This window comes from Ruegeria lacuscaerulensis, assembly GCF_013034745.1.
In the GTDB taxonomy this organism is placed as follows: Bacteria; Pseudomonadota; Alphaproteobacteria; order Rhodobacterales; family Rhodobacteraceae; genus Ruegeria; species Ruegeria lacuscaerulensis_B.
The window spans coordinates 247,081-270,182 of the sequence record NZ_WQGP01000005.1; the positions used below are offsets into that span (position 1 = coordinate 247,081).

Sequence of the window (23,102 nt, forward strand, 5' to 3'; positions counted from 1 at the left end):
GCATGACAACCGGCTACGACTTTATCGTCGTAGGCGGGGGGTCTGCCGGGTCCGTCATCGCCGCACGCCTTTCGGAAAACCCCGATCTGAGGGTCCTGCTGCTTGAGGCCGGAGGCGGCGACCGTCACCCCTTGTTCCATCTGCCCGCAGGCTTCGCCAAGATGACTAAAGGCATTGGGTCATGGGGGTGGAGCACCGTGCCGCAGCAGCACATGCAGGGCAAGGTGTTCACCTATACACAGGCCAAGGTGATCGGTGGTGGTTCGGCCATCAATGCCCAAATCTACACCCGCGGAGCGGCACAGGACTATGATGACTGGCGTCAGATGGGCTGCGAGGGATGGGGTTACGCGGACGTTCTGCCTTATTTCAAGAAATCCGAAGACAATGACACATATGGGGGAGAGTTCCACGGCCAAGGCGGCCTGTTGGGGGTTTCCATGCCCGCAGCCCCTCTGCCGATCTGCGATGCGTTTATCGAGGCCGCCGGTCAGTTGGGTATACCAAAGACAACGGATGTGAATGGGGCCAAGCAAGACGGGGCAGGGTATTACCAACTGACCCAGCGCAGTGCACGTCGGTCCTCTGCCGCGATGGCCTTCCTTGCGCCTGCGCAATCGCGGCCCAACCTGACCATTCAGACACACGCGCAGGTGCGCCGGATCACGGTTGAAAACAGGCGGGCAACGGGCGTCGAATTACTGGACGGCCGCAAAATCGTCGCTGAGGCTGAGGTGATCCTGTCCTCGGGAGCCATCGGCTCGCCCCGGTTGTTGCAGCTTTCGGGTATTGGTCCGGCAGACACGCTGAGAGCTTTGGGAATTGATGTCGTCTATGACCAACCCAATGTAGGGACGAATTTGCAGGATCATCTGGACCTCTATGCGATATGCGAGGTTACGGGCCCACATACCTATGACCGCTATGCCAAGCCGCATCTGTCAGCGCTGGCGGCTTTGCAATACCTGCTCACGCGCAAGGGCCCGGTTGCCTCCAGCCTGTTTGAGACGGGTGGGTTCTGGTATGCAGATGAAAACGCCCGCTCACCCGATATCCAGATGCATCTGGGCCTTGGCACCGGGATCGAAGCCGGTGTCGCGGCAATGCCAAATGGCGGTGTGACGCTGAACGCCTGTCATTTGCGGCCACGGTCACGGGGATCGGTTCGGTTGCGCAGTGACAATCCCGCCGAAATGCCTCTGATCGATCCGAATTACCTGTCAGATCCTTATGATCGTGAGATGTCCGTTCGCGGGCTGAAATTGGTGCAGAAAATTCTGGCACAGGAGGCGCTGAAACCCTACATTCTGGCCGAACGCCTTCCGGGGCCGGATGTACGCACGGACGAAGACTATTTCAATTTCATCTGCGAACATTCCAAAACCTCACACCATTGCGCCGGCACTTGCCGGATGGGCGGCGATACCGGAGCTGTTCTGAACCCGCGTTTGCGCTTCAATGGGATCGAGGGGCTGCGGGTCGCAGATGCGTCGATCATGCCAACTGTCAACTCATCAAACACAAACGCGCCGTCGATCATGATCGGTGAAAAGGCTGCAGATATGATCAAACAGGACCACAACGTCTTTTAAAAAATGGCCATGCTGACGGGTCTGGATTTCTCGTGGTCCAGGGCCCATGGTCGATGGGTCTGAAAGGGCGCGCTACAAGAAACCGTTGTCGATTGCGATACATTGACGATACAAGATTGTTATCGCCATCAATCCGTTGGAATTTTGAATGATAAACCCGCATGTGAGTGGCGGAATCGCTGAGTGTTTTTTGGCCCGTTCTCGCATCGCGAAGGCGTTTCTATTGCCAGATAAAATCTGCTGCGCGCGGCCGCCCGGCGGAAAGCCCGAATTGGAGGTTGCCCAGTGTTAGCGTTTGGATCCCGAAAGGCGCTCGCTATCGGCGAAGCGATGATCGAAATGGCGGATGTAGGCAACGAAACCTATCGCCGGGGCTTTGCCGGCGATACGTTCAACACCGCTTGGCACATGGCACAACTACTTGGGGATGCGGCCGAGGTCGGGTTTGTTACCAAAGTTGGCATGGATTCCGTTTCAGATGCTTTTGTCGAGCAGTCGCAGCAGGACGGGCTGGATGTCTCGGGTGTTGGTCGATCAGCGGCTCGTACGATGGGTCTTTACATGATTGAGCTTGATGGGGTTGAGCGCAGTTTCCAGTATTGGCGGGATACGTCAGCGGCGAGGTTGTTGGCTGACGATCTGGAATGGCTGGAACAGGCCGTGACCGGTGCAGGGTTGATCCATCTGTCGGGTATTACACTGGCCATTTTGTCTGAGCCCGCCCGTGAAACTCTGTTTGAAGCTTTAACCAAGGCGCGGGCGCAGGGAGCGATCGTGTCATTCGACCCTAACGTGCGCCCGCGACTATGGAGGTCTGCTGAAGAAACGCGGGCTGTTCTGGCCAGGATCAATACGCTCACCGATATCGCGCTCCCCAGCTTTGACGATGAAAGCGCCCTGTGGGGCGACGAGTCGCCGGTTCAGACAGTTGAACGTTTGCGTCGCGCTGGCGTCGTTGAAATTGCCGTCAAAAATGGCGCGGCGGCTCTGACGGCGTTTTGCGACGATCATCTGAGCGAAGTTCCGACCCAATCCGTGGATGGTGTTCGCGACACATCGGGTGCCGGAGATGCATTCAACGCTGGATATCTTTCCGCTCGGTTCAAAGGCTGTGATCAGGAAAAGGCAGTTCATTGGGGGCAGAGGACGGCGGGCGAAGTTATCCGGCATTTCGGCGCGCGCATTCCCAAGGACAGAATGAAGGAAATAGACTGATCATACAGTCTTGAGGCAGAACCTGTTCCCAAGACGGTTCTTTGGCATAGATGGCAGATTGAACGATCGAAGATTAAATTTGAAGGGCAGAGTATGAAAACCCGAATTACCGAGTTGTTCGACATCCAACACCCCATCATGCAGGGGGGAATGCACTACGTGGGTTTTGCAGAACTGGCGGCTGCGGTCTCAAACGCGGGCGGGTTGGGGACGATCACTGCACTGACACAGAAGACACCCAAAGATTTGGCCAATGAGATCGCGCGCTGCAAGGACATGACCGACAAGCCTATCGCGGTCAATGTCACCTTTCTGCCAAAGGTAAATGCGCCCGACTACCCGGCCATCATCAAAACAATCATCGATGGCGGGGTGCAGATTGTCGAAACGGCCGGACGCAATCCTGTGCAGGTGATGCCCTACCTCAAAGAGGCCGGGATCAAGGTCATCCACAAATGCACGTCGGTTCGCCATTCGCTGAAAGCGCAAGAGATCGGTTGCGATGCGGTGTCGGTCGACGGGTTTGAATGCGGCGGTCATCCGGGCGAGGATGATATCCCGAACATGATCCTGTTGCCGCGCGCAGCGGATGAACTGGAGATCCCCTTTGTCGCATCGGGCGGGCAGGCGGATGGGCGCAGTCTTGTGGCTTCGCTTTCGATGGGGGCGGACGGGATCAATCTGGGTACGCGGTTCATCGCCACGAAAGAAGCTCCGGTGCATCAGAACGTCAAGGATGCCATCGTCGCGGCCTCGGAACTGGACACACGCCTTGTCATGCGCCACTTGCGCAACACTGAGCGCGTTCTGACCAACACAGCCGTCGAACGTGTTTTGGAAACGGAGCGTGCCAAGGGTACGGAGCTACAATTCGAGGACATCATGAATGAAGTCGCAGGTGTCTATCCGCGCGTCATGCAAGATGGTGAGATGGATGCAGGCGCGTGGTCCTGCGGGATGGTTGCGGGGTTAATCCATGACATCCCTACCTGTCAGGAACTGATTGATCGGATCATGTCGGATGCCAACGAGATCATCACAGATCGCTTGGCCGCTTTTAGCCGGGATTGATCCGAGCGGAATGCAAATCTTGCTACAAAGCGAGGGTGTCGCCAAACACGTAAAGCAAAAGGAGAACCCAACAGATGAAACGAGCCGTTCTGGTTTCAACCGCCCGCACGGGTTTGGCCAAGTCCTTCCGGGGTGGGTTCAACAACACGTTTGGGGCCTCTTTGATGGGGCATTCGATCCAACACGCGGTTGACCGCGCCGGCGTTGATCCTGCCTTAATCGAAGACGCCTTCATCGGTTGCGGGTTCCCCGAAGGCACGACCGGCGCAAATATCGCCCGCCAGTCGGTGCTGCGCGCAGGGTTGCCCGTGACCGTGGGCGCGACGACCATCAACCGGTTCTGTTCCTCGGGCTTGCAGGCGATTGCCATGGCAGCGCATGCAGTGGTGCAGGACGGGGTGCCTGCCGCGATTGCGGGTGGGGTGGAATCCATCACGCTAAGGGATCAGACACCGGGGCCTTTTGACCGCGACCCGTGGCTGTTGGAACATAAGCCCGACGTTTATCTAACTATGATCGAAACCGCCGACATCGTAGCCGCGCGCTATGGTGTCACCCGTGAAGCGCAGGACGAACTGGCGTTGGAAAGCCAGAAACGCACCGCCGCTGCCCAAGCCGCCGGTAAGTTCAACGACGAGATCGTGCCGATGCAGGCGGTGCAACGGGTCAAAGACAAAGAAACGGGCGAAATCTCTGAAAAAGCCGTGACTATTGATCGGGACGATTGCAATCGGCCGAACACGACGCTCGAAGGTCTGGCCGGGCTAGAGCCGGTGCGCGGTGCGGACCAATTCGTGACGGCAGGGAACGCGTCGCAACTGTCCGATGGGTCGTCAGCCTGTGTGGTGGTGGACTCGGATTTCGCGGCGCGAGAAGGGCTGGAGCCGTTGGGTGCGTTCATGGGGTTTGCCGTTGCCGGTTGTGAGCCAGATGAGATGGGCATTGGCCCGGTTTTTGCCGTGCCGCGCCTGCTGAAACGTCATGGATTGACTGTGGATGATATCGACTTGTGGGAGTTGAACGAGGCTTTCGCCTCGCAAGCGCTGTATTGCCGTCAGACGCTGGGGATTGATCCAGAGATTTGTAATGTGAATGGCGGCTCGATCTCGATCGGGCATCCGTTTGGGATGACCGGCGCGCGGATGGCGGGCCACCTGCTGATCGAGGGCCGACGCCGCGGGGCGAAATATGCCGTGGCAACCATGTGTATCGGTGGCGGAATGGGCGCGGCGGGCCTTTTTGAGGTATTCTGACGAGTTTGTGTTCTGCATTGCGGAACAGAGTGCCGAATATTGACGCCTTTCTGACGGATTGCTAGAACAGTCGCACCGCATCTGAGGAGAATGCGTTGCACCGAATTCACCACTTGATCGACGGCAAGGACCCGGCAACGCTGGCGATCATCGACTATGATGAAACGCGGCTCAGCTATGAGGAGTTGCGGGGCGCGGTAAGGGAGGCCGCCCGGATGTTACGGGCGCATGGCGTGCGTCCGGGCGACCGGGTTGTTGTACTGGCCGAGAACTGCGCCACTTATGCGGCAGTTGTTCTCGCGCTCAGTGACTTGGACGCGTGGATCGTCCCGCTGAATGCGCGTGCGACCGAACAAGAGGTCGACACGGTCATCGCCCATTCCGGCGCGCGTTGCGTGATTTGCACATCGGATGTGTCCGATGCTGCGCGGGCCCATGCGCAACGGTTGGGGGCCGTTTCATCGGGGCAGTTGTGCTGCGGGTCTCTTGTGGTCTCACCTTTGCGGGATGAAACGCCCGAACCGGTCGAAGCCGGTGCGGGGCAGGTGGCGGCGATCCTCTATACCTCTGGCACCAGCGGCGCACCCAAAGGGGTGATGCTGACCCATGATAATTTGCTGTTCACGGCCAACGCCTCGAAACAACGTCGGCAGGCAACGGCGGCCGATCAGTCGCTGGTGGTTCTGCCGGGGACACATATTTTCGGGTTTTCCTCGATCATCCTGACCACGTTTCTGGCGGGCGGCTGCCTGCGGTTTCAACCCCGGTTCGACCCGGTGCAGGTGATCGCTGGGCTGCACAGCGGTGCAACGATGCTGTCGGGCGTGCCGCAGATGTTTGCGTTGATCCTCAAACATTGCAAAGACAACGGCATAGACCGCGTGGACAGTGGATTGCGCTATCTGTCTTCGGGGGGCTCGCCTCTGGACCCAAGCTGGAAGCGCCGGGTCGAGCGGATATTCGGTTGTCCGATCCATAACGGCTATGGTCTGACTGAGGGGTCTCCGGGCATTGCCACCACGCAGCCCGAGAACCCGCCGCAGGACGACTCGGTAGGTCCTGCTTTGCCGGGGATCGACGTGCGGTTGGACAATCCCGGCGCGGACGGAGTCGGCGAGTTGCTGGCGCGCGGACGTAACATCATGAAGGGATATTACCGTAATCCGGAAGCAACCGCGCAGGCCTTTACCCCGGACGGCTTCCTGCGCACTGGTGATCTGGCGCGAATAGAGGAAGACGGGCGCATCTACATCGTAGGGCGCTGCAAAGAGGTCATCATCCATTCCGGCTTCAACGTTTACCCGCCCGAGATCGAAGCCGCGCTGAACGCCCATCCATCCGTCACGCAAGCCGCCGTTGTGGGCCGCGCGCGGGATGGGAATGAAGACGTGCTGGCCTTTGTGACCCTACGCGTTCCAGCGACCGTGGCCGAGTTGAAGGCTCATCTGGGGGAAACTCTGGTCCGCTACAAAATCCCCCATCACATTGTTGTCACCGACGCGTTGCCAGAAGCCGCGACGGGGAAAATTCTGAAACACAAGTTGGTTCGGGCCTTTGCGCCCGAACTGGCACAACTGGATCTAGAGGCCAAGAATGCTTGACGCTTACATATATGACGGGCTGCGCAGCCCTTTTGGCCGCCATGGCGGTGCGCTGGCCTCGGTTCGGCCCGACGATCTGGCCGCACAGGTGCTGGAGGCGCTGGTTCAGCGCGGTGCTTTTGATGCTGCTGAGATTGAGGATGTCATTCTGGGCAATGTCTGCCAGTCGGGCGAAGACAGCCGCAATGTCGCCCGCTACAGCGCTCTGCTGGCCGGTCTGCCGGTCGAGGTCGGGGGGCAAACCGTCAACCGCCTGTGTGGTTCGGGCATGTCGGCGGCGCTGGACGCGGCGCGGTCGGTCACGGTGGGCGAGGCGCCTTTGTATGTGGCGGGCGGTGTCGAAAGCATGACCCGCGCACCCTTCACAATAGCCAAATCTGAAACTCCCTATGCCCGTCAGACCCAAATCTACGACAGTGCCATTGGTGCGCGGTTTCCCAATCCGCGCATTGCCCAGATGCATGGCGAATATCCAATGCCCCAGACCGCCGACAATCTGGCGCAGGATTACCAGATCACCCGCGAAGCCTCGGATCAGTTTGGATACGCCTCTCAGGTCCGGTTCGAAACCGCCCGCGCGCGGGGGTTCTTTGATGCCGAGATCACTCCGATCACGATCAAAGGCCGTAAAGGCGCGACCCATGAGGTGACGCAGGACGAACATCCTCGCCCGGATGTACAGCTTGAGAAAATGGCATCGCTGCGCACGATCTTTCCCGAAGGTGTGACGACGGCGGCCAACGCCTCGGGCGTCAATGACGGCGCGGCGATGCTGATGATCGGCGCCAAGACCGACCGTGCCAAGCCACGCGCCCGTATCGTGGCCGGTGCTATCGCAGGCGTGCCGCCCCGGATCATGGGGATCGGGCCGGCGCTGGCCATCCCAAAGGCCTTGGACCGCGCGGGACTGAACATGAACGACATGGACCTGATCGAGATTAACGAGGCATTCGCCGCGCAGGTTCTGGCCTGCTGCAAACATCTGGACCTGGACCCCGCTGACAGCCGCATGAACCCGAACGGAGGCGCGATTGCGGTTGGGCATCCGCTGGGCGCGTCAGGCGCGCGGATCATCCTAACCGCCATGCGCCACCTTGAGGAAACCGGCGGGCGCTATGCCTGCCTGTCCATGTGCATCGGCGTAGGGCAGGGGATCGCGCTGATCCTCGAGCGCGTCTAACCTGGATGCCGGACGCGGAACGAGACCGCCGCTTCGCCGCGACCCTGGCCAAAGGGTTGCGGATCATGCAGGCGTTCAAGCCCGACGATGCGTCGCTGGGCAACCGCGAACTGGCCCGGCGCACAGGCATGCCGCCCTCGACCGTGGCGCGGATGACGTTCACGCTGGCCTCGATGGGGTTTCTGGAACAGTTGCACCCGTCCGAGGCGTACCGGCTTGGGCCCTCGGTCATGGCGCTGGGGTACACGGCGCGGGCGGGATTGTCCTTTTTGCCAATGGCCGAAAACATCATGCAGCAGTTGGCCGATGACACCGGCGTTCTGGTCGCCCTGACCATGCGCAACGGCGACGCGGTGATGCTGACGCGCTGCTGGCGACCGCGAAACGCGTCGTCACTATGGTTGAGTGAAGGGCATCGCATTCCGATGGAACAAAGCGCGGCGGGCCGGGCCATCCTGGCCGTAGAACCTGCGCAAGCGCGGGAAACAGATCAGGTGCGCACGGATCGCGAACAGTTGGAAAGCATGGGCTATGTGTCGTCTCTGGGCGGGTGGAACCGGGCCGTCAACGCCTGTGCGGTTCCCTTCAGCCCCGCCCCCGGTGCCCCGCCCTTTGCGTTTCTTTGCGGGGCCAACACGTCTGAGTTGAACCGCGAGAAACTGGAACAGATCGTGGGGCCGAAACTGCGCGACACGGTACAAACGCTTGGGCGCAGCCTTGGCATATGTGGTTGAGAACAGGAGGTTTTTATGGCAGCGGTTGAAACAAAGCTCGAAGGTCAGGTTGCGCTGGTGAAAATCGACAACCCGCCAGTCAATGCGGCGGGGATTGATGTGCGCATCGGGTTGGTGAATGCGGTGCGCGCGCTGGAGGGGGATGAACGCGTCAAGGTCATCGCGCTTTATGCGGCGGGCCTCACCTTTGTGGCGGGCGCCGACATTCGGGAATTCGGCCAACCTCCGAAACAGCCTATGCTGCCTGAAGTTTGCGAAATCCTTGAGGCCAGCGCCAAGCCCATTGTCTGCGTATTGCACGGCACGACTTTGGGCGGCGGTCTTGAAATCGCGCTGAGCTGTCAGGCACGGGTCGGGATCAAGGGTCTTAAGTTGGGTCTGCCAGAGGTCAATCTGGGTCTTCTGCCCGGTGCTGGCGGCACGCAGCGCCTGCCGCGGCTGGTCGAAGGGATGACCGCGCTGACCATGATCACCTCGGGGAAACCGATTTCCGCCGAGACCGCCTTAGAGGCCAGACTGTTGGATGATCTGCAAGATGGCGACCCGGCCAAGGTCGCTCTGGCCGCCGGTCGACAGGTTTTGGACGGCGCGCTTACACCCCGAGTAACGGCGCATCTGGATAACCGCATAACCACTGACGATCTGGACGCCTTCCGCGCAAAGACAAGGGGCGAGGTCGCGGAACGCGCCTTGAAAGCGGCCGAGGCCAGCAATTTGCCGCTGTCTGATGGACTAAAAGAAGAGCGGCGTCTATTCACCGAGGCTATGGCGAGCAATGCCCATAAGGGCCTGAAACATGCCTTTTTTGCCGAACGGGCCGTTTCTCATATCCCCGAATCCAAGGCCGAGGCGCGCGATTTGCAAACCGGTGGGGTGATCGGCGGCGGTACCATGGGGTCGGGCATTGCCACTGCGATGCTTCTGGCCGGGATGCCGGTCACTCTCATCGAGATGGAAGAGGACCGCGTGGCCTTCGCGCGCGATACGATCACCAAGAACCTCGAGGGTGCTGTGAAACGCGGCAAGCTGAACGCGGAACAGCGCGATGCGACGCTGGCGAAACTGACTTGCACCACCGATATGTCCGCGCTTGCCGACGCGGATGTGGTGATCGAAGCGGTATTTGAATCCATGGATGTCAAGCGCGAGGTCTTTGGCAAGCTGGATCATATTTGCAAACAAGGTGCTATTCTGGCGACCAACACCTCGTATCTGGATGTGAATGAAATTGCGGCCTCCACCAACCGACCGCAGGACGTGATCGGGTTGCATTTCTTCTCGCCCGCGCATGTGATGCGATTGCTGGAGGTTGTCGTCGGCAAAGACACGGCCCCCGAGATCGTGGCGACCAGCTTCAGGCTGGCGAAGAAATTGCGCAAGGTCGCGGTCCGATCTGCGGTGTGTGATGGCTTCATAGGCAACCGCATTCTGGCACATTATCGCAAGTCCTCGGCCTATATGCAGCTGGACGGAGCACCGTTCGAACAGATTGACGCTGCCCTTGAAGATTTTGGCTTTGCCATGGGGCCGTTCGCCGTATCCGATCTTGCGGGGCAGGACATCGGATGGGCCACGCGCAAACGTCAGGCCGCGTTCCGTCCGGACGAAGAGCGCTATGTCGAGATTGCCGACCGAGTGTGTGAACAGGGTTGGTTCGGGCGCAAAAGCGGCAAGGGTTTCTATATCTACGACGGCAAAAATCGCAGCGTGAACCCGACCGTGGCGGAATTCGCACAGGCCGAGCGGGAGGCTAAGGGTATCACTGCTCGCAGTTTTACCGATGCCGAAATTGTGGATCGTTATATGGCCGCGATGGTGTCCGAGGCCGCGCGGGTGGTCGAAGACAAGATCGCCCTGCGCCCGATCGACGTGGATGCGGTCTTTCTGTTTGGTTATGGTTTCCCGCGCCACTGGGGCGGTCCGCTGCAATATGCTGACATCACCGGGTTGGCTGTCATCGTGCAGCGGATCGAACAATATGCGCAGGAAGACCCCTATTATTGGCAGGTGCCCGCCCTGCTGCGCGAACTGGTCGAGGCGGGCAAAACCTTCAACGACCTCAACAAAGAGGGCTGAGCATGGACCTGAGTTTCACCCCCGAAGAAGAGGCTTTTCGCGCTGAAGTCCGCGCCTTTCTGTCGGAAAACCTGAGCCCGGAGCTGGTCCGAAAAGGCCGTAACTCGGAAAGTCTGACCAAAGAGGAAATGGAAGGTTGGCACGCCCGGCTGAACGCGCGGGGCTGGCTTGCTGTGACCTGGCCCACCGAATATGGCGGCCCCGGCTGGGGCGCGGTTGAGCGGCATATTTTTGACGAAGAATGCGCCCTCGCCAACGCCCCGCGCATCGTGCCCTTTGGCCTCAACATGCTGGGGCCGGTGCTGATCAAATTCGGCACCAATAAGCAAAGGGCTGAGATTCTGCCACGTATTCTGGATGGCTCAGACTGGTGGTGTCAGGGTTATTCAGAGCCGGGCGCTGGCTCGGATCTGGCCAGCCTGAAAACTCGCGCGGTGCGGGACGGGGGTGACTACGTCATCAACGGTCAAAAAACCTGGACCACGCTGGGTCAACACGCAAACAAGATCTTCTGCCTTGTGCGCACGTCGACCGAGGGCAAGCCGCAGGAAGGCATCAGCTTTGTTTTGGTCGATATGGACGCCCCCGGCGTTGAGCTGCGCCCGATCAAACTGTTGGAAGGCGGGCATGAGGTGAACGAGGTCTTTTTCACCGACGTTCGGGTGCCGGTGGAAAATCTGGTCGGTGAAGAGAACAAAGGTTGGACCATCGCCAAATATCTGCTGACGCATGAGCGGACCAATATCGCGGGTGTCGGGTTCTCGACCCGCGATCTGGAAAAGCTCAAGGACTTGTCGCAGATGCTGGTGCGCGCGGGCAGGCCCTTGGCGCAGGATCCGTTGTTCGCCGCCGAAATGGCCGAGGTCGAGATTGATCTGGAGGCGTTGCGCGTGACGAACCTGCGGATGTTGTCGGCGGCCAAGGAAGGCGCGGCCTCGGGTACGCAAAGTTCGATGCTGAAGATCAAAGGCACGGTGATCCGGCAGCGGGTACTCAGCTTGACGCGCACTGCCCTGGGGGCAGCCGCCGCGCCGTTCCCCGTTGAAGATCTGCTCGAAAACGCGGTGACGGTGCCCGAAGACGCCCGGCGTGCGGCGGCGAGCTATTTCAACAATCGAAAACTCTCAATCTTCGGTGGATCGAACGAAATTCAGCGGAACATCATTGCCAAAGACCTGTTTGGAGGCTGACCTATGGATTTCAACTTAACCGAAGACAGGCAGATGTTGTCGGACACGGTGAGGCGCTATCTGGCGGATCAGTATGATTTCGACACCCGCTACGGCGTGCTGGACAATGCGCCGTTCCATTCCCCGGCCAAATGGGCTGAACTCTCCGAATTGGGCCTGATCGGTGCCTTTGTCCCGGAACAGCAAGGCGGCTTTGGCGGCACAGGTTTCGACATCACAACCATATTTGAGGAGCTGGGCCGTGGTCTGTGCCCTGAGCCGATGCTGGCCGCGTTGATGTCGGCTCGCGCCGCCGCCGATTGTGGTGCTACAGCCTTGGTTGAAGAGTTGGTCACAGGTGGAAAGCGGATTGCTTTGGCTGTGTTTGAACCGGATGCGGACAGTCTGGCGTTGATCCGCACCAGCGCAGACAAATCCGGCGATCACTGGGTGCTGAATGGTCGTAAATCGGTGGTCTATGGATTGCCTGGGGCAGATGGCGTGCTGGTCGCAGCACGCCTTGATGAGGGGCTTGGCCTGTTTCTTGTCGAAAATCCTGAAACCGTCGACTATGCGATGATTGACGGCGGTGGAGCAGGGGAGTTGATCCTCGACAGCGCAACCGCCATTTGCCTGAGTGAGAATGCTGGTGACATCATTGAATCCGCCCTGAACGCGGGTCGGTTGGCGCTGTGTGCCGAGGCTGTGGGCGTGATGGAGGTGTTGGTCAACATGACGGTCGATTACCTCAAGCAGCGCACGCAGTTCGGGCGACCGATCGCCAGTTTTCAGGCGTTGCAGCATCGTACGGTCGATATGGCCATCGAGATGGAGCAATGCCGCTCGATCACTATTCTGGCAGCAAGTAAACTGGGCTCCGATGCCGAGGCGAAGTATATCGCAATGGCCAAGAACCTGATCGGACGCGCAGGTACGATGATTGCAGAAGAATGCATTCAGCTTCACGGAGGGATCGGAATGACCTGGGAATATCCCGGCTCGCACTACGCCAAACGATTGACGATGATCGACCACCAATTGGGCGATCACTATGCGCAATTGCACCGTGTCATGGAGAGCTGATTCATGAGCGAGGCTGTTTTGTTCGAAACTCGCGATGCGGTGCTGATTATCACCATCAATGAACCGGCCCGGCGCAATGTTTTGTCGCGTCTGGTCTATGAACCGGTTGAGTCAGCGCTGCGCGACGCTACCGCAGCTGAATCCGGCGTCCGCGCCGTGGTGATTACGGGTGCCGGCGGGTTTTTTTCTGCCGGTGGCGATTTGCGGATGCTCAAGTCCCGTCGCGAAATGACCCTGCCGGAGCGTGAGGCACAGATTGAATACCTGCACCGCATGATCCGGGCCATCCGAGCGTGCCCTGTCCCGGTGATTGCGGCTGTGGAAGGGGGGGCTGCAGGGGCGGGTGCTTCATTGGCATTTGCCTGCGACATGATCGTTGCCGCGGAAGATGCAAAGTTCACGCTGGCCTATGTCAAAGCGGGGCTAGTGCCTGATGGGGGTGGTTCGGGATTCCTGACCACGAACTTGCCACGTCAACTTGCAACCGAGATGTGCTTGACCGGCAGGCCAGTTCTTGCCCCGCGCATGTATGACGTAGGTGTCGTGAACCGGGTGGTTGTACCCGGTTCGGCGTTGAAACAGGCATTGGAGCTAGCACTGGATCTGGTCTCGGGACCGCCAGAGGCGCAAGCGGCGATCAAGGCGCTGCTCTCTGCCCCCGATACGGCCGAGTTTGAGGCACATCTGCTACGCGAACGCCGGGAGATGGGCCTTGCTCTGGGCCGGGACGAAGCGCTGGAAGGCATCCGTGCGTTTGAGGAAAAGCGTAAGCCGGACTTCACGAACTGAACCAATAGAAAATGACGGCAGAGACCGACAGAACGGTCAAACGAAAACGGGCGGGAGAATTCCCCGCCCGTTATTTTGTCTACCCGTAGACGATATTGGGTAACCACGTCACAACCCACGGGAACATCATACAGATGACCAATCCGACAATCTGCAGGAACAGGAAGGGCAGCGCCGCCTTGAAGATATCCGTCATCGGAATCGACGGTGGGGCCACGCCGCGCAGATAGAACAGCGCATACCCGAAGGGCGGCGACAGGAAGCTCATCTGCATGTTTACCAGATAGAGCACGCCAAACCACAGCACGAGATCGTTAGGGTCATCAAAGCCAAAGGCCGCAGCCCCCAGCGCCTTGATGATCGGCACAAAGATCGGAACGCACAGCAACAGGATGCCGACCCAGTCCAGGAACATCCCCAGCACCACCAGCAGGATTTGCATGACGATCAGGATACCCCAGGGCCCCAGACCTGCGCCTTGCATGGTTTCCTGCACGAATTGCTGTCCACCCTCCAACACGTAGAGACCCACAAAGATCGTGGCGCCGAACATGATCCAGATCACCATGGCCGAGGCTTTCAGAGTGGTCAGACATGCCTCGCGTACGGTGGGCCAGTCCAGCTTGTTGTGGATCGCCGCTACGATGAAGGCACCAAAGGTGCCGATACCCGCCGCCTCAACCGGGGTTGCAACGCCCGAGAAGATCACGCCCAGAACAATCACGATCAGCGCAATCGGAGCGGACATTTTGCCCAGCAGGCGCATTTTTTCTCGGTTCGAGATGCGCTCGTCAACCGGGATTGGCGGGCCAAGGACCGGATTGATATAGGACCGAACCACCACGTAGATGATGTACATGCCCGACAACATCAGGCCGGGAATGACCGCGCCGATGAACAGCTCCCCCACCGATTGTTCGGCAACAACCGCGTAGATGATGGCTAGAATGGAAGGTGGGATCAGGATGCCCAATGTCCCCCCGGCCATGATCGAACCCATAGCGATCTTGGTGTCATAGCCGCGTTTCAACATGGCGGGCAGGGCAATGATCCCCATTGTCACCACAGCTGCGCCGATCACACCGACCATAGCCGCCAGAACGGTCGACGCAATAATCGTCGCCGCAGCAAGGCCGCCTTTCAGACCGCCAAGCACCTTGTAGATCACATCGAACATATCGTTGATGATCCCGGCCCGTTCCAGCATTGACGCCATGAAGATGAACAAGGGAATGGCGGATAGCTGATAGTTCGTCATCAGCGGGAAAATCCGGCTGGGTACGATATTCAGCGCACGCGCATCCCCCAGAACGAACAGAAACACACAGGCCAGGCCTCCGGTCACAAAGGCCAGCGGGAGGCCTGCCATTAGCAGAACCAGCAGCGAGCCGAACATTACGAGCGTCAACAGCTCGATGGACATATCAAGACCCATCGGTCAGTACCCCCGTGCAATCGTTCGGATGTCTTTGGATAGTTTCGACACCCCTTGCAAAATCAACAGAACCGCGCCCACGACCATCATCCATTTCATTGGCCAAAGCGGGATTTCCCATTCGTTAAAGCTGATTTCGCCCCAGCGGATGTTCGGATCGGTCCAGTCGCCGAAGGTCAGTGCGCCGAACATCTGGAAGAAGCTCATCTCGCCCCGCGCCCAGTCTGAGACGACGGAGTTACCGGTCGGAACGGCAATCGCGTCCATCGCGAAGATGTAGGATGTCACCAGGAGGGTTCCGGCGAAGATGAAGAAGAAAATCGAAGTGAACAGGTCCGCCCACGCGCGCTTCGGCTTGGTCAGCGGTGCATAGAAGATGTCCACACGCACATGGCTTTCGGTCAGCATCGCATAGGACCCGGCGATCAGGTACTGCATCCCGAACATCAGATACATGGATTCATGCGCCCAGTTGGTAGGGGCGTTAAACACGTAGCGGACGATCACTTCGTAGTAATAGACGAATACGGCAATCACGGCCCAATAGCTGACGAACTCACCTGCATAGAGAGACAGGCGGTCAATCCAGTTCTCGGCATAATCCTGATCAGCCTTACGGGCACCGGGGTCCATTTCCGCCGCGCGGGCTGCGGTTTCTTCGTCGATCTCCATCTCGGGCTCATGTGGATCCGCAGCCGCCTTGACGCGCGCACTGGCCACAAGGCGCGGCAGCATCAGCGCATCAATCGCCAAGAAGGCGAGGATCGTGAAGAACGCATAGCGCGCTACCGAGCTCCAGAAGGCACGATCAGCACCGGCAATTTCGGCCAGCGGTTGCGCCTCAGCTAGCGCTGCCTCGGATTCCGCAAGCCGTTCGCGCCCGGTCTCAATAGCTTTTTCCGCCCGATCCAAAGCGCGTTCTGCCCGGCGTTTTTGCAGCGCAGTGCCATTTTGCGCGGCCTCAGCGGCGGCGCGCAGATCTTCCAGCCCTTCTTCGGCAGTGGCGACCCGTTCGGTTTCGCGCGTGATCGTGCGTTCGGCCTGACGGACGATATTGACCGCGTTCGAGAATTCGTTGCGGGCCGTACGCTCTTCGCCATTGGCGAACAGGATCAGCAGGAAGACCGGTAGATAGACCAACCCCAGCAGGCTGCGCAGGTAGAAGCGGTGCAGACCCAGCATTCCCCCAGTGACAAGGATCAGATAGCCCAGCGGCAACCCATAGGTGCGCTGTTCAGGTTGGGCTTTGCGCGCCAGCACCATGGCCAGGGCCGGGAAAGCGATTAGCCCGACCCAGTATAGCCAGTGCGGCAGCGTGAAATCGACGCTCGGCATAGTACGTTCCGAATTCCAAAGAAAAGGCACGTCCGCGCGAAATTCGCGCGGACTTTTGATTAGGCTTCAGCGGATTACAGGTCCAGTGTATAGCCTTCGATCATTTCAGGCGTCACATAGCCCAAGGAACCCGACATCATGTAGTCAAGTTGGATCTTGAAGACACGCGCCGCGTCTTTGTCGCGGTTGGCATATTTGAACCAGATTGGCACGGCGACTTCGGTCATCAGCTCGACATCGTCCTGAGACAAGCGTGTGATTTCGGTGCCTTCTGCTTCGAACTTTTTCCAGGCTTCCTGGTCGGCGGCCTGAATGGCGGCGTGATGCAGATCGGAATAGACGTGAGTTTCCATTTCCACGAATTCCTGCATCTGCGGGCTCAGTTTGTCCCATGCGGCCTTGCCCACGGTGATGTCCATGATGTCGACCGGCTGATAGACCGACATGAAGCCCGGAGGACCCATCACAATATAGTCCGTCACCTGACTGAAGCCCAAGGCGTGGTTCACGGCCGGACCCACAAAGTCTGCCACGTCGATAGTGCCTTTTTCCAGCGCCGGGAAGATTTCCGAGCCCGGCAGAACGGTTGTTTCAGCGCCCAGCTCCGAGAATACCTCGGCCACCATACCGCCCGGCAGGCGCATTTTACGGCCCGCGAAGTCGTCAACCGACCGGATCGGAACTTTCGAGTGGATGATGTTCGGTCCGTGATGCACCGGTCCGACAAAGTGCAGACCCTGACGGCCTAGCAGCTCGCGTGCGATATCGATCCCGCCCAGGCCATAGTAGAAGGTGTCGTATTCATGCGGTTGGCGCAGACCCAGCGGGTACGAGCTGAGGAAAACGGCGGCAGGGATGATGCCCTGATAGTAGATGGTGAACGGGTTGATAGCGTCCAGCACACCGTTCTTCACCGCATCGGCCAGTTGGAAATCCCCAACCACGTCATTGGCGCCAAAGGCCTGGAAGGCCAGCTCACCGCCGGTTTTTTCTTCGATCGTAGCGCACCAGTCTTTGAAAGTCTGTAACCCGATGCCCCCGGGCCAGGATGTCTGGATCTTCCAAGTGGTGGTCTCACCTGCTGCGGTGGCGATATGCGGTGCGGCCAAGGTGGCCGCCCCGGCACCGGCAAGGGTGCGGAACGCGTTGCGGCGTGTAATCAGTTTATTGCTCATTTGATCCTCCCATAGATCATCACCATGCTTTCGTGGAAAACATGGTGATAGCTAGAGATCATAGAGGAGACTTCAGGAATTGGTAATATTTTTTTTCCAATTTAGAAATCTCTCACCGTTCCGTGATTGCTCCAGTGTGAAAATATTGGTCAACTATTGGCCGGGGACGGTTAGTTTGTGCCAGTCGAGGTCGAATTTTTGCAGGTATTTCCGCAGCCTATCCGCATCGTTCTGCGTGCTGCGCTTTTCCCGTGAGACCGAAAACAACGCGCGACCCGCCGCGCTGAGATTGGGGGCGCGTTGACATGTTCGGATGACATTCGCCAATTGCACCAGGTCGAAGGGATCAATGTCACGCGTGGCTGATCCCAAAATACCGCGCACCAGTGTCTCGTCGCTGCCTGAGGTCGAGGATGCCCAATCTTGTTGCAGCGCGGCTGTCTCATCCTCGACCATTGTTCGGGTGATCCGGCCCCGCGGGGCCAGTGTGCAGAGGCGTTTCACCAATCCGCTGAAGTCGCGGAAATTGCCTGGCCAATGGGTCGATGGGTTGGTGGCGAACTGTATGAACTTCTCGCGCGCGTCGATGTTGAAGCCGACCTGAATGCCCAGGCTGCGCTCGGACCGAGCGAGTTCATAGTGAAGGTTGGCCTCGATATCCTCACGCCGGTCGCGCAGGGCGGGCAATCTGAAGTTCCACATGCTCAGGCGGGCAAGCAAGTCAGGGCGAAAACGTCCCTCGGCCGTCAACGCGCGCAGATCGTGGCTGGCACCTGCGATGACCTGAAACCGGCTGGACACCTCGTGATCCGATCCAAGTGGGTAAAACCGTCCGGTCTCTATCGCGCTGAGCAAGATGGATTGCTCGGACCAGTCTAATTCATCAACTTCGTCCAGAAACAGGACGCCGCCATCTGCTTCACGCAGTAGCCCGCCACGTTCGGTCCCGGCCTGCCCCAGATAGCTGCGTCGCTGGCCGAACAGGGTGGCCAGCGCATCGGGGCCGTTGAGCGTGGCACAATTGACATGGACTAGTCGTCCCTTGACCCTGCGCCGATCCAGTTTGAGGTTGTAAATCCGCTGAGCCAATTCCGTCTTGCCGGTCCCGGTCTCGCCCAGCAGCAGGATCGGTTCGTCGGAATTGCTCGCAACCAACTCAATCCGGTCGATCAAGGTGTTATATTGCGCGTTTCGTGTTTCGATCCCGCCTTTTAACTGATCGCTATATTCACGCGAAAGCTGGTCGAACCGTTGTTGAAGGGCATTGTAGCGGCTCAGGTCCAAATCAATGACATCGAATTTCGGGGTTGGATCCTCCGGGCCGGGCGGGCCGGTTTGGATCAGCCGCGCCGGGACATGGCGACTTTCTGTCAGTAGGAACCAGCAGATTTGCGCCACATGCGTCCCGGTGGTCAGGTGCACATGATACTGCTCGCGATCTTCGTCAAAGCCATAGGCGCGGGCAAAGTCATACAGCTTGCCGTAGACCTCTTGGAAGTCCCATGGGTCATCCAAATCCATCTGTTGCAGCAGGACCTCGGTCTCGGGCGATATCTCGGCGATCTCATGTTTGACCTGATGGGCAAGCCGGTTGAACTTGCGGTCGTGCAACAATTCGAGCCGATGCACAGGAAAATGATCATGCGATGTCAGGCTGGGCGTCGGCTTCCAGCGCCGTTTTTTGCCCATATCTAGCTGCGTACCAAGAAACCCGATGACCACATTCTTCATGGTATATCCAATTCTATAATATAAGATACAAAAGTATAATATCGCGAGTTTACGCGTATCGCAAATCGCCGATTACTATATTATAAACAACAGCTTATACTGTTTTCACTTTTTTCTCTGCGCTTTGGCTGGACCATGAGAAAACATCCTCAAGACAAAACGAGGATAGGAAAATGGCGAACAAATCCGTGTTTGCATCGTTGAAAGGCCGGTTGCTGCCGAAAGCAACTGCGAAGAACGCCCATGGCGCGCCGGCTTTTGCATATTCAGATGCCCATGCTCTGGCGCAGGTCGCCGTGACGGGAACATTTGGCGGCATGTTCTATCAGTCGCCGCAGGAAGAGTTGGAATACGTTCTGGATGTGGCTGAGACCGTTGAGCCTAAGTACCTGGCGCAGGCTGCGATCTATGCCCGCCAGTCGGGGTACATGAAGGACATGCCTGCTGTCTTGCTGGCTGTTCTGGCGCGGCGTGACCCGGTTCTGTTTCGGGCGGCTTTCGCCCGCGTGGTTGATAACGGCAAGATGCTGCGCACGTTCGTGCAGGTTGTCCGGTCGGGTCAAACGGGGCGTAAGTCTCTGGGGTCGGCACCGAAAGCGATGGTCCAGACCTGGTTGAACACCGCCTCTGACCGTGCGCTGCTGAATGCCAATATCGGGAATGACCCGTCTTTGGCGGACGTGATCAAGATGGTGCACCCGAAACCGGCCTCGGCCGAGCGGGAGGCGCTGTTTGCATGGATCGTCGGGCGGCCGTGCAATCTGGCACGGCTGCCGCAGGCCCTGAGGGATTGGATCGCGTTTCGGGAAACCGGCAAGGGTCCGTTGCCGGACGTGCCGTTCCAGATGCTGACGCAACTGGAACTGACGCAGGTCCAATGGGCGCGGATTGCGCGCAAGGGCTCGTGGCAGATGGTTCGTCAGAACCTGAACACCTTCCAGCGTCACGGCGTTTTCGACGTGACCCGCAACGTGGATCACGTGGCTGCTTCGCTGCGCGACCCAAAAGCCATCGCCAAGGCTCGGGCCTTTCCGTACCAGTTGATGGTGGCTGCGCAAAACGTGGTGCCGGATATGCCGCGCCTGATCGTGGACGCGCTGCACGACGCGATGGAGATCGCCGCGCAGAACGTACCGCAGGTTGCGGGGCAGGTGGTTGTGTGCCCAGACGTGTCGGGGTCGATGACGTGGTCCGTGACCGGGTATCGTCCGGGGGCGACCTCGGCCGTGCGGCATGTGGATGTGGCGGCGCTGGTGGCGGCGTCCTTCCAACGGGTGAACCGTGGGTGTCAGGTGTTGCCGTTCGATTTCGATGTGCGTGATGTGCGTCTGGAACCGCGCGACACAATCCTGACCAATGCCGAGCGTCTGGCCGCACTGGCCGGTGGCGGGACGAACTGTTCCGCGCCACTGGCCTGGCTGAACAAGCGCGGCCGCGCACCGGATCTGGTGGTGTTCGTGTCTGACAACCAGTCGTGGGTGGATGCCCGGAATGGTGGTCAGGGCACAGCGATGTTGAAGGAGTGGGAGGTGATCAAGCGTCGCAATCCGCAGGCCAAGCTGGTCTGCATTGACATCGCCCCATACGGGACCACTCAGGCGCAGACGCGTGCCGATGTGTTGAATGTCGGCGGGTTCTCGGATGCGGTCTTTGACCAGATCGCGGCATTTGCCAGCGGTCAAACCGGCCCGGATCATTGGGTCGCTGAGATCGAAAAGATCGATGTATAAACAAGGCTCGGGCAGTGCGCTGCCCCGGCCATCAGAACAACATCAGGCAGAATGCCGGTGGGACTACATCGCTGTTACCGATCCGCGCCCTGACCAGGGCGTGGTCTCATCACCCCTTGTCTGCCTGACCCGAACGAAAGGACATGTCTCGGCGAATGCCGGTGGAACTACAGATTGTTAATCTCCAGGTCGCGGGTTCGAATCCCGCTCGTCCGAGCCCCACGGGGGACGGACGGTAGCTCAGTTGGGTAGAGCAGGGCGTTTCACCAAACTCTTGTCGTCGAGACCCAAAACGAAAGGACACCCCCGGCGAATGCCGAAGGAACTACATGGCACCTCAGGGACAGGTCGAGCGGGTTCAACTCCCCTCCGTGCCGGCGCCCGGACGGCAAACGCATCTGCCCATTCAGATGCGGGGCGGGCCTCCCGAACTGTTTCTTCCCCACTTGTCGCCGGGGCCTGAATTTGAGTGAATATGATGATGGAAAACACATTTGATCCCGTAACGGGTGAACATCTGAAAGACTGGGGGCATCGCCCTGGCAAGCAATTCCCCGCCCTGTTGGCGCGCGCGAATGAGATGCGGGCCGAAGGCTTCGGTCTGGTGCGCATCCGGCAGGAGCTGGAGGGTGAGATCCTTCCGACTCCGCCTACGCTGGATCTGCGCGCGCCCGGTGAGGTGCCGTTTCACGAAAATATCGACGCCAGCGATCCGGATGAGGAGGACAACGTCGAGAAAGTCCGCGAAACGATGACCGCGCTGATGCGGACCCCGACGATTGAGGCCGGGGCGATTATGCCCGATGCCTGTCCGGCCGGTCCGGTCGGCACGATCCCGGTTGGCGGCGTCGCGGCGGCGCGCAATGCGATCCATCCGGGGATGCACTCGGCGGACATTTGCTGCTCGGTCATGATCACTGATCTGGGCAATGCTGACCCAAAGGCCGTGCTGGATGCGGCGCAGTCAGTGACCCATTTCGGACCGGGTGGTCGGCCGCAGGGCAAGCGCTTCACAACCTCGCTGAAACTGCTGGATGCGTTCCGTGAAAATCCGTTTCTCGACAACCCGAAATCGCTGCGTATGGCGCAGGAGCATATGGGGACGCAAGGCGACGGGAACCATTTCCTGTTTGTCGGCCGGTCGCGCAAAACCGGGCGGACGGCGATTGTGACCCATCACGGTTCGCGCGGGCCGGGGGCTGTTCTGTATAAGAACGGCATGACCGTCGCGCATCGCTTCCGCAAGGAGCTGTCGCCGGGTACGCCGAAGCAAAACGCCTGGATTCCAGCTGACACGCAGGAAGGGCGCGACTATTGGGATGCCCTGCAACTGATCCGCAAATGGACCAAGGCCAACCACAACGCGATCCATCAGGCAACGGTTGAGGCCGCGCGAGTGGGCGATGTCGGGGACCGGTATTGGAACGAACATAACTTCGTCTTCAAACGGGGCGATCTGTTCTATCACGGCAAGGGCGCAACCCCGGCGTGGGGTGACTATGCCGCGGACGCGACCGGGCTGACCCTGATCCCGCTGAACATGTCCGAGCCGGTGCTGGTCGTGCGCGGCAAGGATGCAGGCCACGGTCTGGGCTTCAGCCCACATGGGGCGGGGCGGAATTTCTCGCGTTCCGAACATAAGCGCCGGATGGGGTCTGTTACGCCGGATGAGATGTTGAAGGCGGAAACCGAAGGTCTGGATATTCGCTTCCATGCCGGCGGTGTGGACGCCTCGGAACTGCCGTCCAGCTACAAAAGTGCGGACAGTGTTGTAGCGCAGATCAAATCCTATGATCTGGCCGAAATCGAGGATTATATCGACCCCTACGGCTGTATCATGGCAGGTGATGTGCCGCCTTTCTGGATGAACAGGAAGAAAGGCCGCCGCTAAAGCAAGGGCCGAAGTGTTCAACCACTTCGGCCCTTGTTCTTT

At 59.1% G+C, this 23,102-nt stretch carries 17 protein-coding genes; 13 read left to right on the forward strand and 4 right to left on the reverse strand.

Translation table 11 applies throughout. The annotated features are described in order from the left end of the window. Nucleotides 1-2 precede the first annotated feature (2 nt). From GOV79_RS12100 to GOV79_RS12150, 11 genes are all read left to right on the forward strand, one after another. Nucleotides 3-1,592 (forward strand): GMC family oxidoreductase, encoded by a 1,590-nt coding sequence (locus GOV79_RS12100; protein ID WP_170789960.1) that lies wholly within the window; start codon nt 3-5, stop codon nt 1,590-1,592. A 285-nt stretch (nt 1,593-1,877) separates the two neighbouring features. Continuing rightward, nucleotides 1,878-2,807 carry a sugar kinase gene (locus GOV79_RS12105; RefSeq protein ID WP_170789961.1) on the forward strand — a complete coding sequence of 310 codons (930 nt, stop codon included), beginning with the start codon at nt 1,878-1,880 and terminating at the stop codon, nt 2,805-2,807. Nucleotides 2,808-2,900: 93 nt separating this feature from the next. Beyond that, on the forward strand, nt 2,901-3,878 hold the full coding sequence (locus tag GOV79_RS12110) for an NAD(P)H-dependent flavin oxidoreductase (RefSeq protein ID WP_170789962.1): 978 nt from the start codon (nt 2,901-2,903) through the stop codon (nt 3,876-3,878). A gap of 74 nt (nt 3,879-3,952) precedes the next feature. Next, nucleotides 3,953-5,131: an acetyl-CoA C-acyltransferase gene (locus GOV79_RS12115; protein ID WP_170789963.1), complete on the forward strand. Its 1,179-nt coding sequence runs from the start codon at nt 3,953-3,955 to the stop codon at nt 5,129-5,131. A gap of 95 nt (nt 5,132-5,226) precedes the next feature. Continuing rightward, nucleotides 5,227-6,732, forward strand: a complete 1,506-nt coding sequence (locus tag GOV79_RS12120; protein WP_214648130.1) for a class I adenylate-forming enzyme family protein — start codon at nt 5,227-5,229, stop codon at nt 6,730-6,732. Continuing rightward, nucleotides 6,725-7,912 carry an acetyl-CoA C-acyltransferase gene (locus tag GOV79_RS12125; protein WP_170789964.1) on the forward strand — a complete coding sequence of 396 codons (1,188 nt, stop codon included), beginning with the start codon at nt 6,725-6,727 and terminating at the stop codon, nt 7,910-7,912. The genes GOV79_RS12120 and GOV79_RS12125 overlap by 8 nt, the downstream gene beginning before the upstream one ends. A 5-nt stretch (nt 7,913-7,917) precedes the next feature. Next, on the forward strand, nt 7,918-8,646 hold the full coding sequence (locus tag GOV79_RS12130; RefSeq protein ID WP_170789965.1) for an IclR family transcriptional regulator: 729 nt from the start codon (nt 7,918-7,920) through the stop codon (nt 8,644-8,646). Nucleotides 8,647-8,661: 15 nt separating this feature from the next. Continuing rightward, complete coding sequence (locus GOV79_RS12135; protein ID WP_170789966.1) at nt 8,662-10,722, forward strand: 3-hydroxyacyl-CoA dehydrogenase NAD-binding domain-containing protein; 2,061 nt, start codon at nt 8,662-8,664, stop codon at nt 10,720-10,722. A gap of 2 nt (nt 10,723-10,724) precedes the next feature. Continuing rightward, nucleotides 10,725-11,912, forward strand: a complete 1,188-nt coding sequence (locus GOV79_RS12140) for an acyl-CoA dehydrogenase family protein (protein ID WP_170789967.1) — start codon at nt 10,725-10,727, stop codon at nt 11,910-11,912. A 3-nt stretch (nt 11,913-11,915) separates the two neighbouring features. Beyond that, nucleotides 11,916-12,974, forward strand: coding sequence for an acyl-CoA dehydrogenase family protein (locus tag GOV79_RS12145; protein WP_170789968.1), 1,059 nt, complete (start codon nt 11,916-11,918; stop codon nt 12,972-12,974). 3 nt (nt 12,975-12,977) lie between these two features. Next, nucleotides 12,978-13,763 (forward strand): oxepin-CoA hydrolase, alternative type, encoded by a 786-nt coding sequence (locus GOV79_RS12150; protein WP_170789969.1) that lies wholly within the window; start codon nt 12,978-12,980, stop codon nt 13,761-13,763. 79 nt (nt 13,764-13,842) lie between these two features. Here GOV79_RS12150 and GOV79_RS12155 read toward each other — a convergent pair whose 3' ends face one another. The 4 genes from GOV79_RS12155 to rtcR form a co-directional block, all read right to left on the reverse strand. Then, on the reverse strand, nt 13,843-15,186 hold the full coding sequence (locus tag GOV79_RS12155; RefSeq protein ID WP_237215859.1) for a TRAP transporter large permease: 1,344 nt from the start codon (nt 15,184-15,186) through the stop codon (nt 13,843-13,845). 15 nt (nt 15,187-15,201) lie between these two features. Continuing rightward, a complete protein-coding gene (locus tag GOV79_RS12160) occupies nt 15,202-16,533 on the reverse strand; it encodes a TRAP transporter small permease subunit (protein WP_170789970.1) in 1,332 nt (443 codons plus the stop codon). Nucleotides 16,534-16,607: 74 nt separating this feature from the next. Next, nucleotides 16,608-17,708: a TRAP transporter substrate-binding protein DctP gene (dctP, locus tag GOV79_RS12165; RefSeq protein WP_170789971.1), complete on the reverse strand. Its 1,101-nt coding sequence runs from the start codon at nt 17,706-17,708 to the stop codon at nt 16,608-16,610. A gap of 153 nt (nt 17,709-17,861) precedes the next feature. Continuing rightward, nucleotides 17,862-19,439, reverse strand: a complete 1,578-nt coding sequence (gene rtcR / locus GOV79_RS12170; protein ID WP_170789972.1) for an RNA repair transcriptional activator RtcR — start codon at nt 19,437-19,439, stop codon at nt 17,862-17,864. A gap of 173 nt (nt 19,440-19,612) precedes the next feature. Here rtcR and GOV79_RS12175 point away from each other — a divergent pair, with 173 nt between their 5' ends. Then, nucleotides 19,613-21,169, forward strand: coding sequence for a vWA domain-containing protein (locus GOV79_RS12175; protein WP_170789973.1), 1,557 nt, complete (start codon nt 19,613-19,615; stop codon nt 21,167-21,169). 478 nt (nt 21,170-21,647) lie between these two features. After that, entirely contained in the window at nt 21,648-23,060 is a 1,413-nt protein-coding gene (locus tag GOV79_RS12180) for an RtcB family protein (RefSeq protein WP_237218015.1), read from the forward strand. Nucleotides 23,061-23,102: the final 42 nt, after the last annotated feature.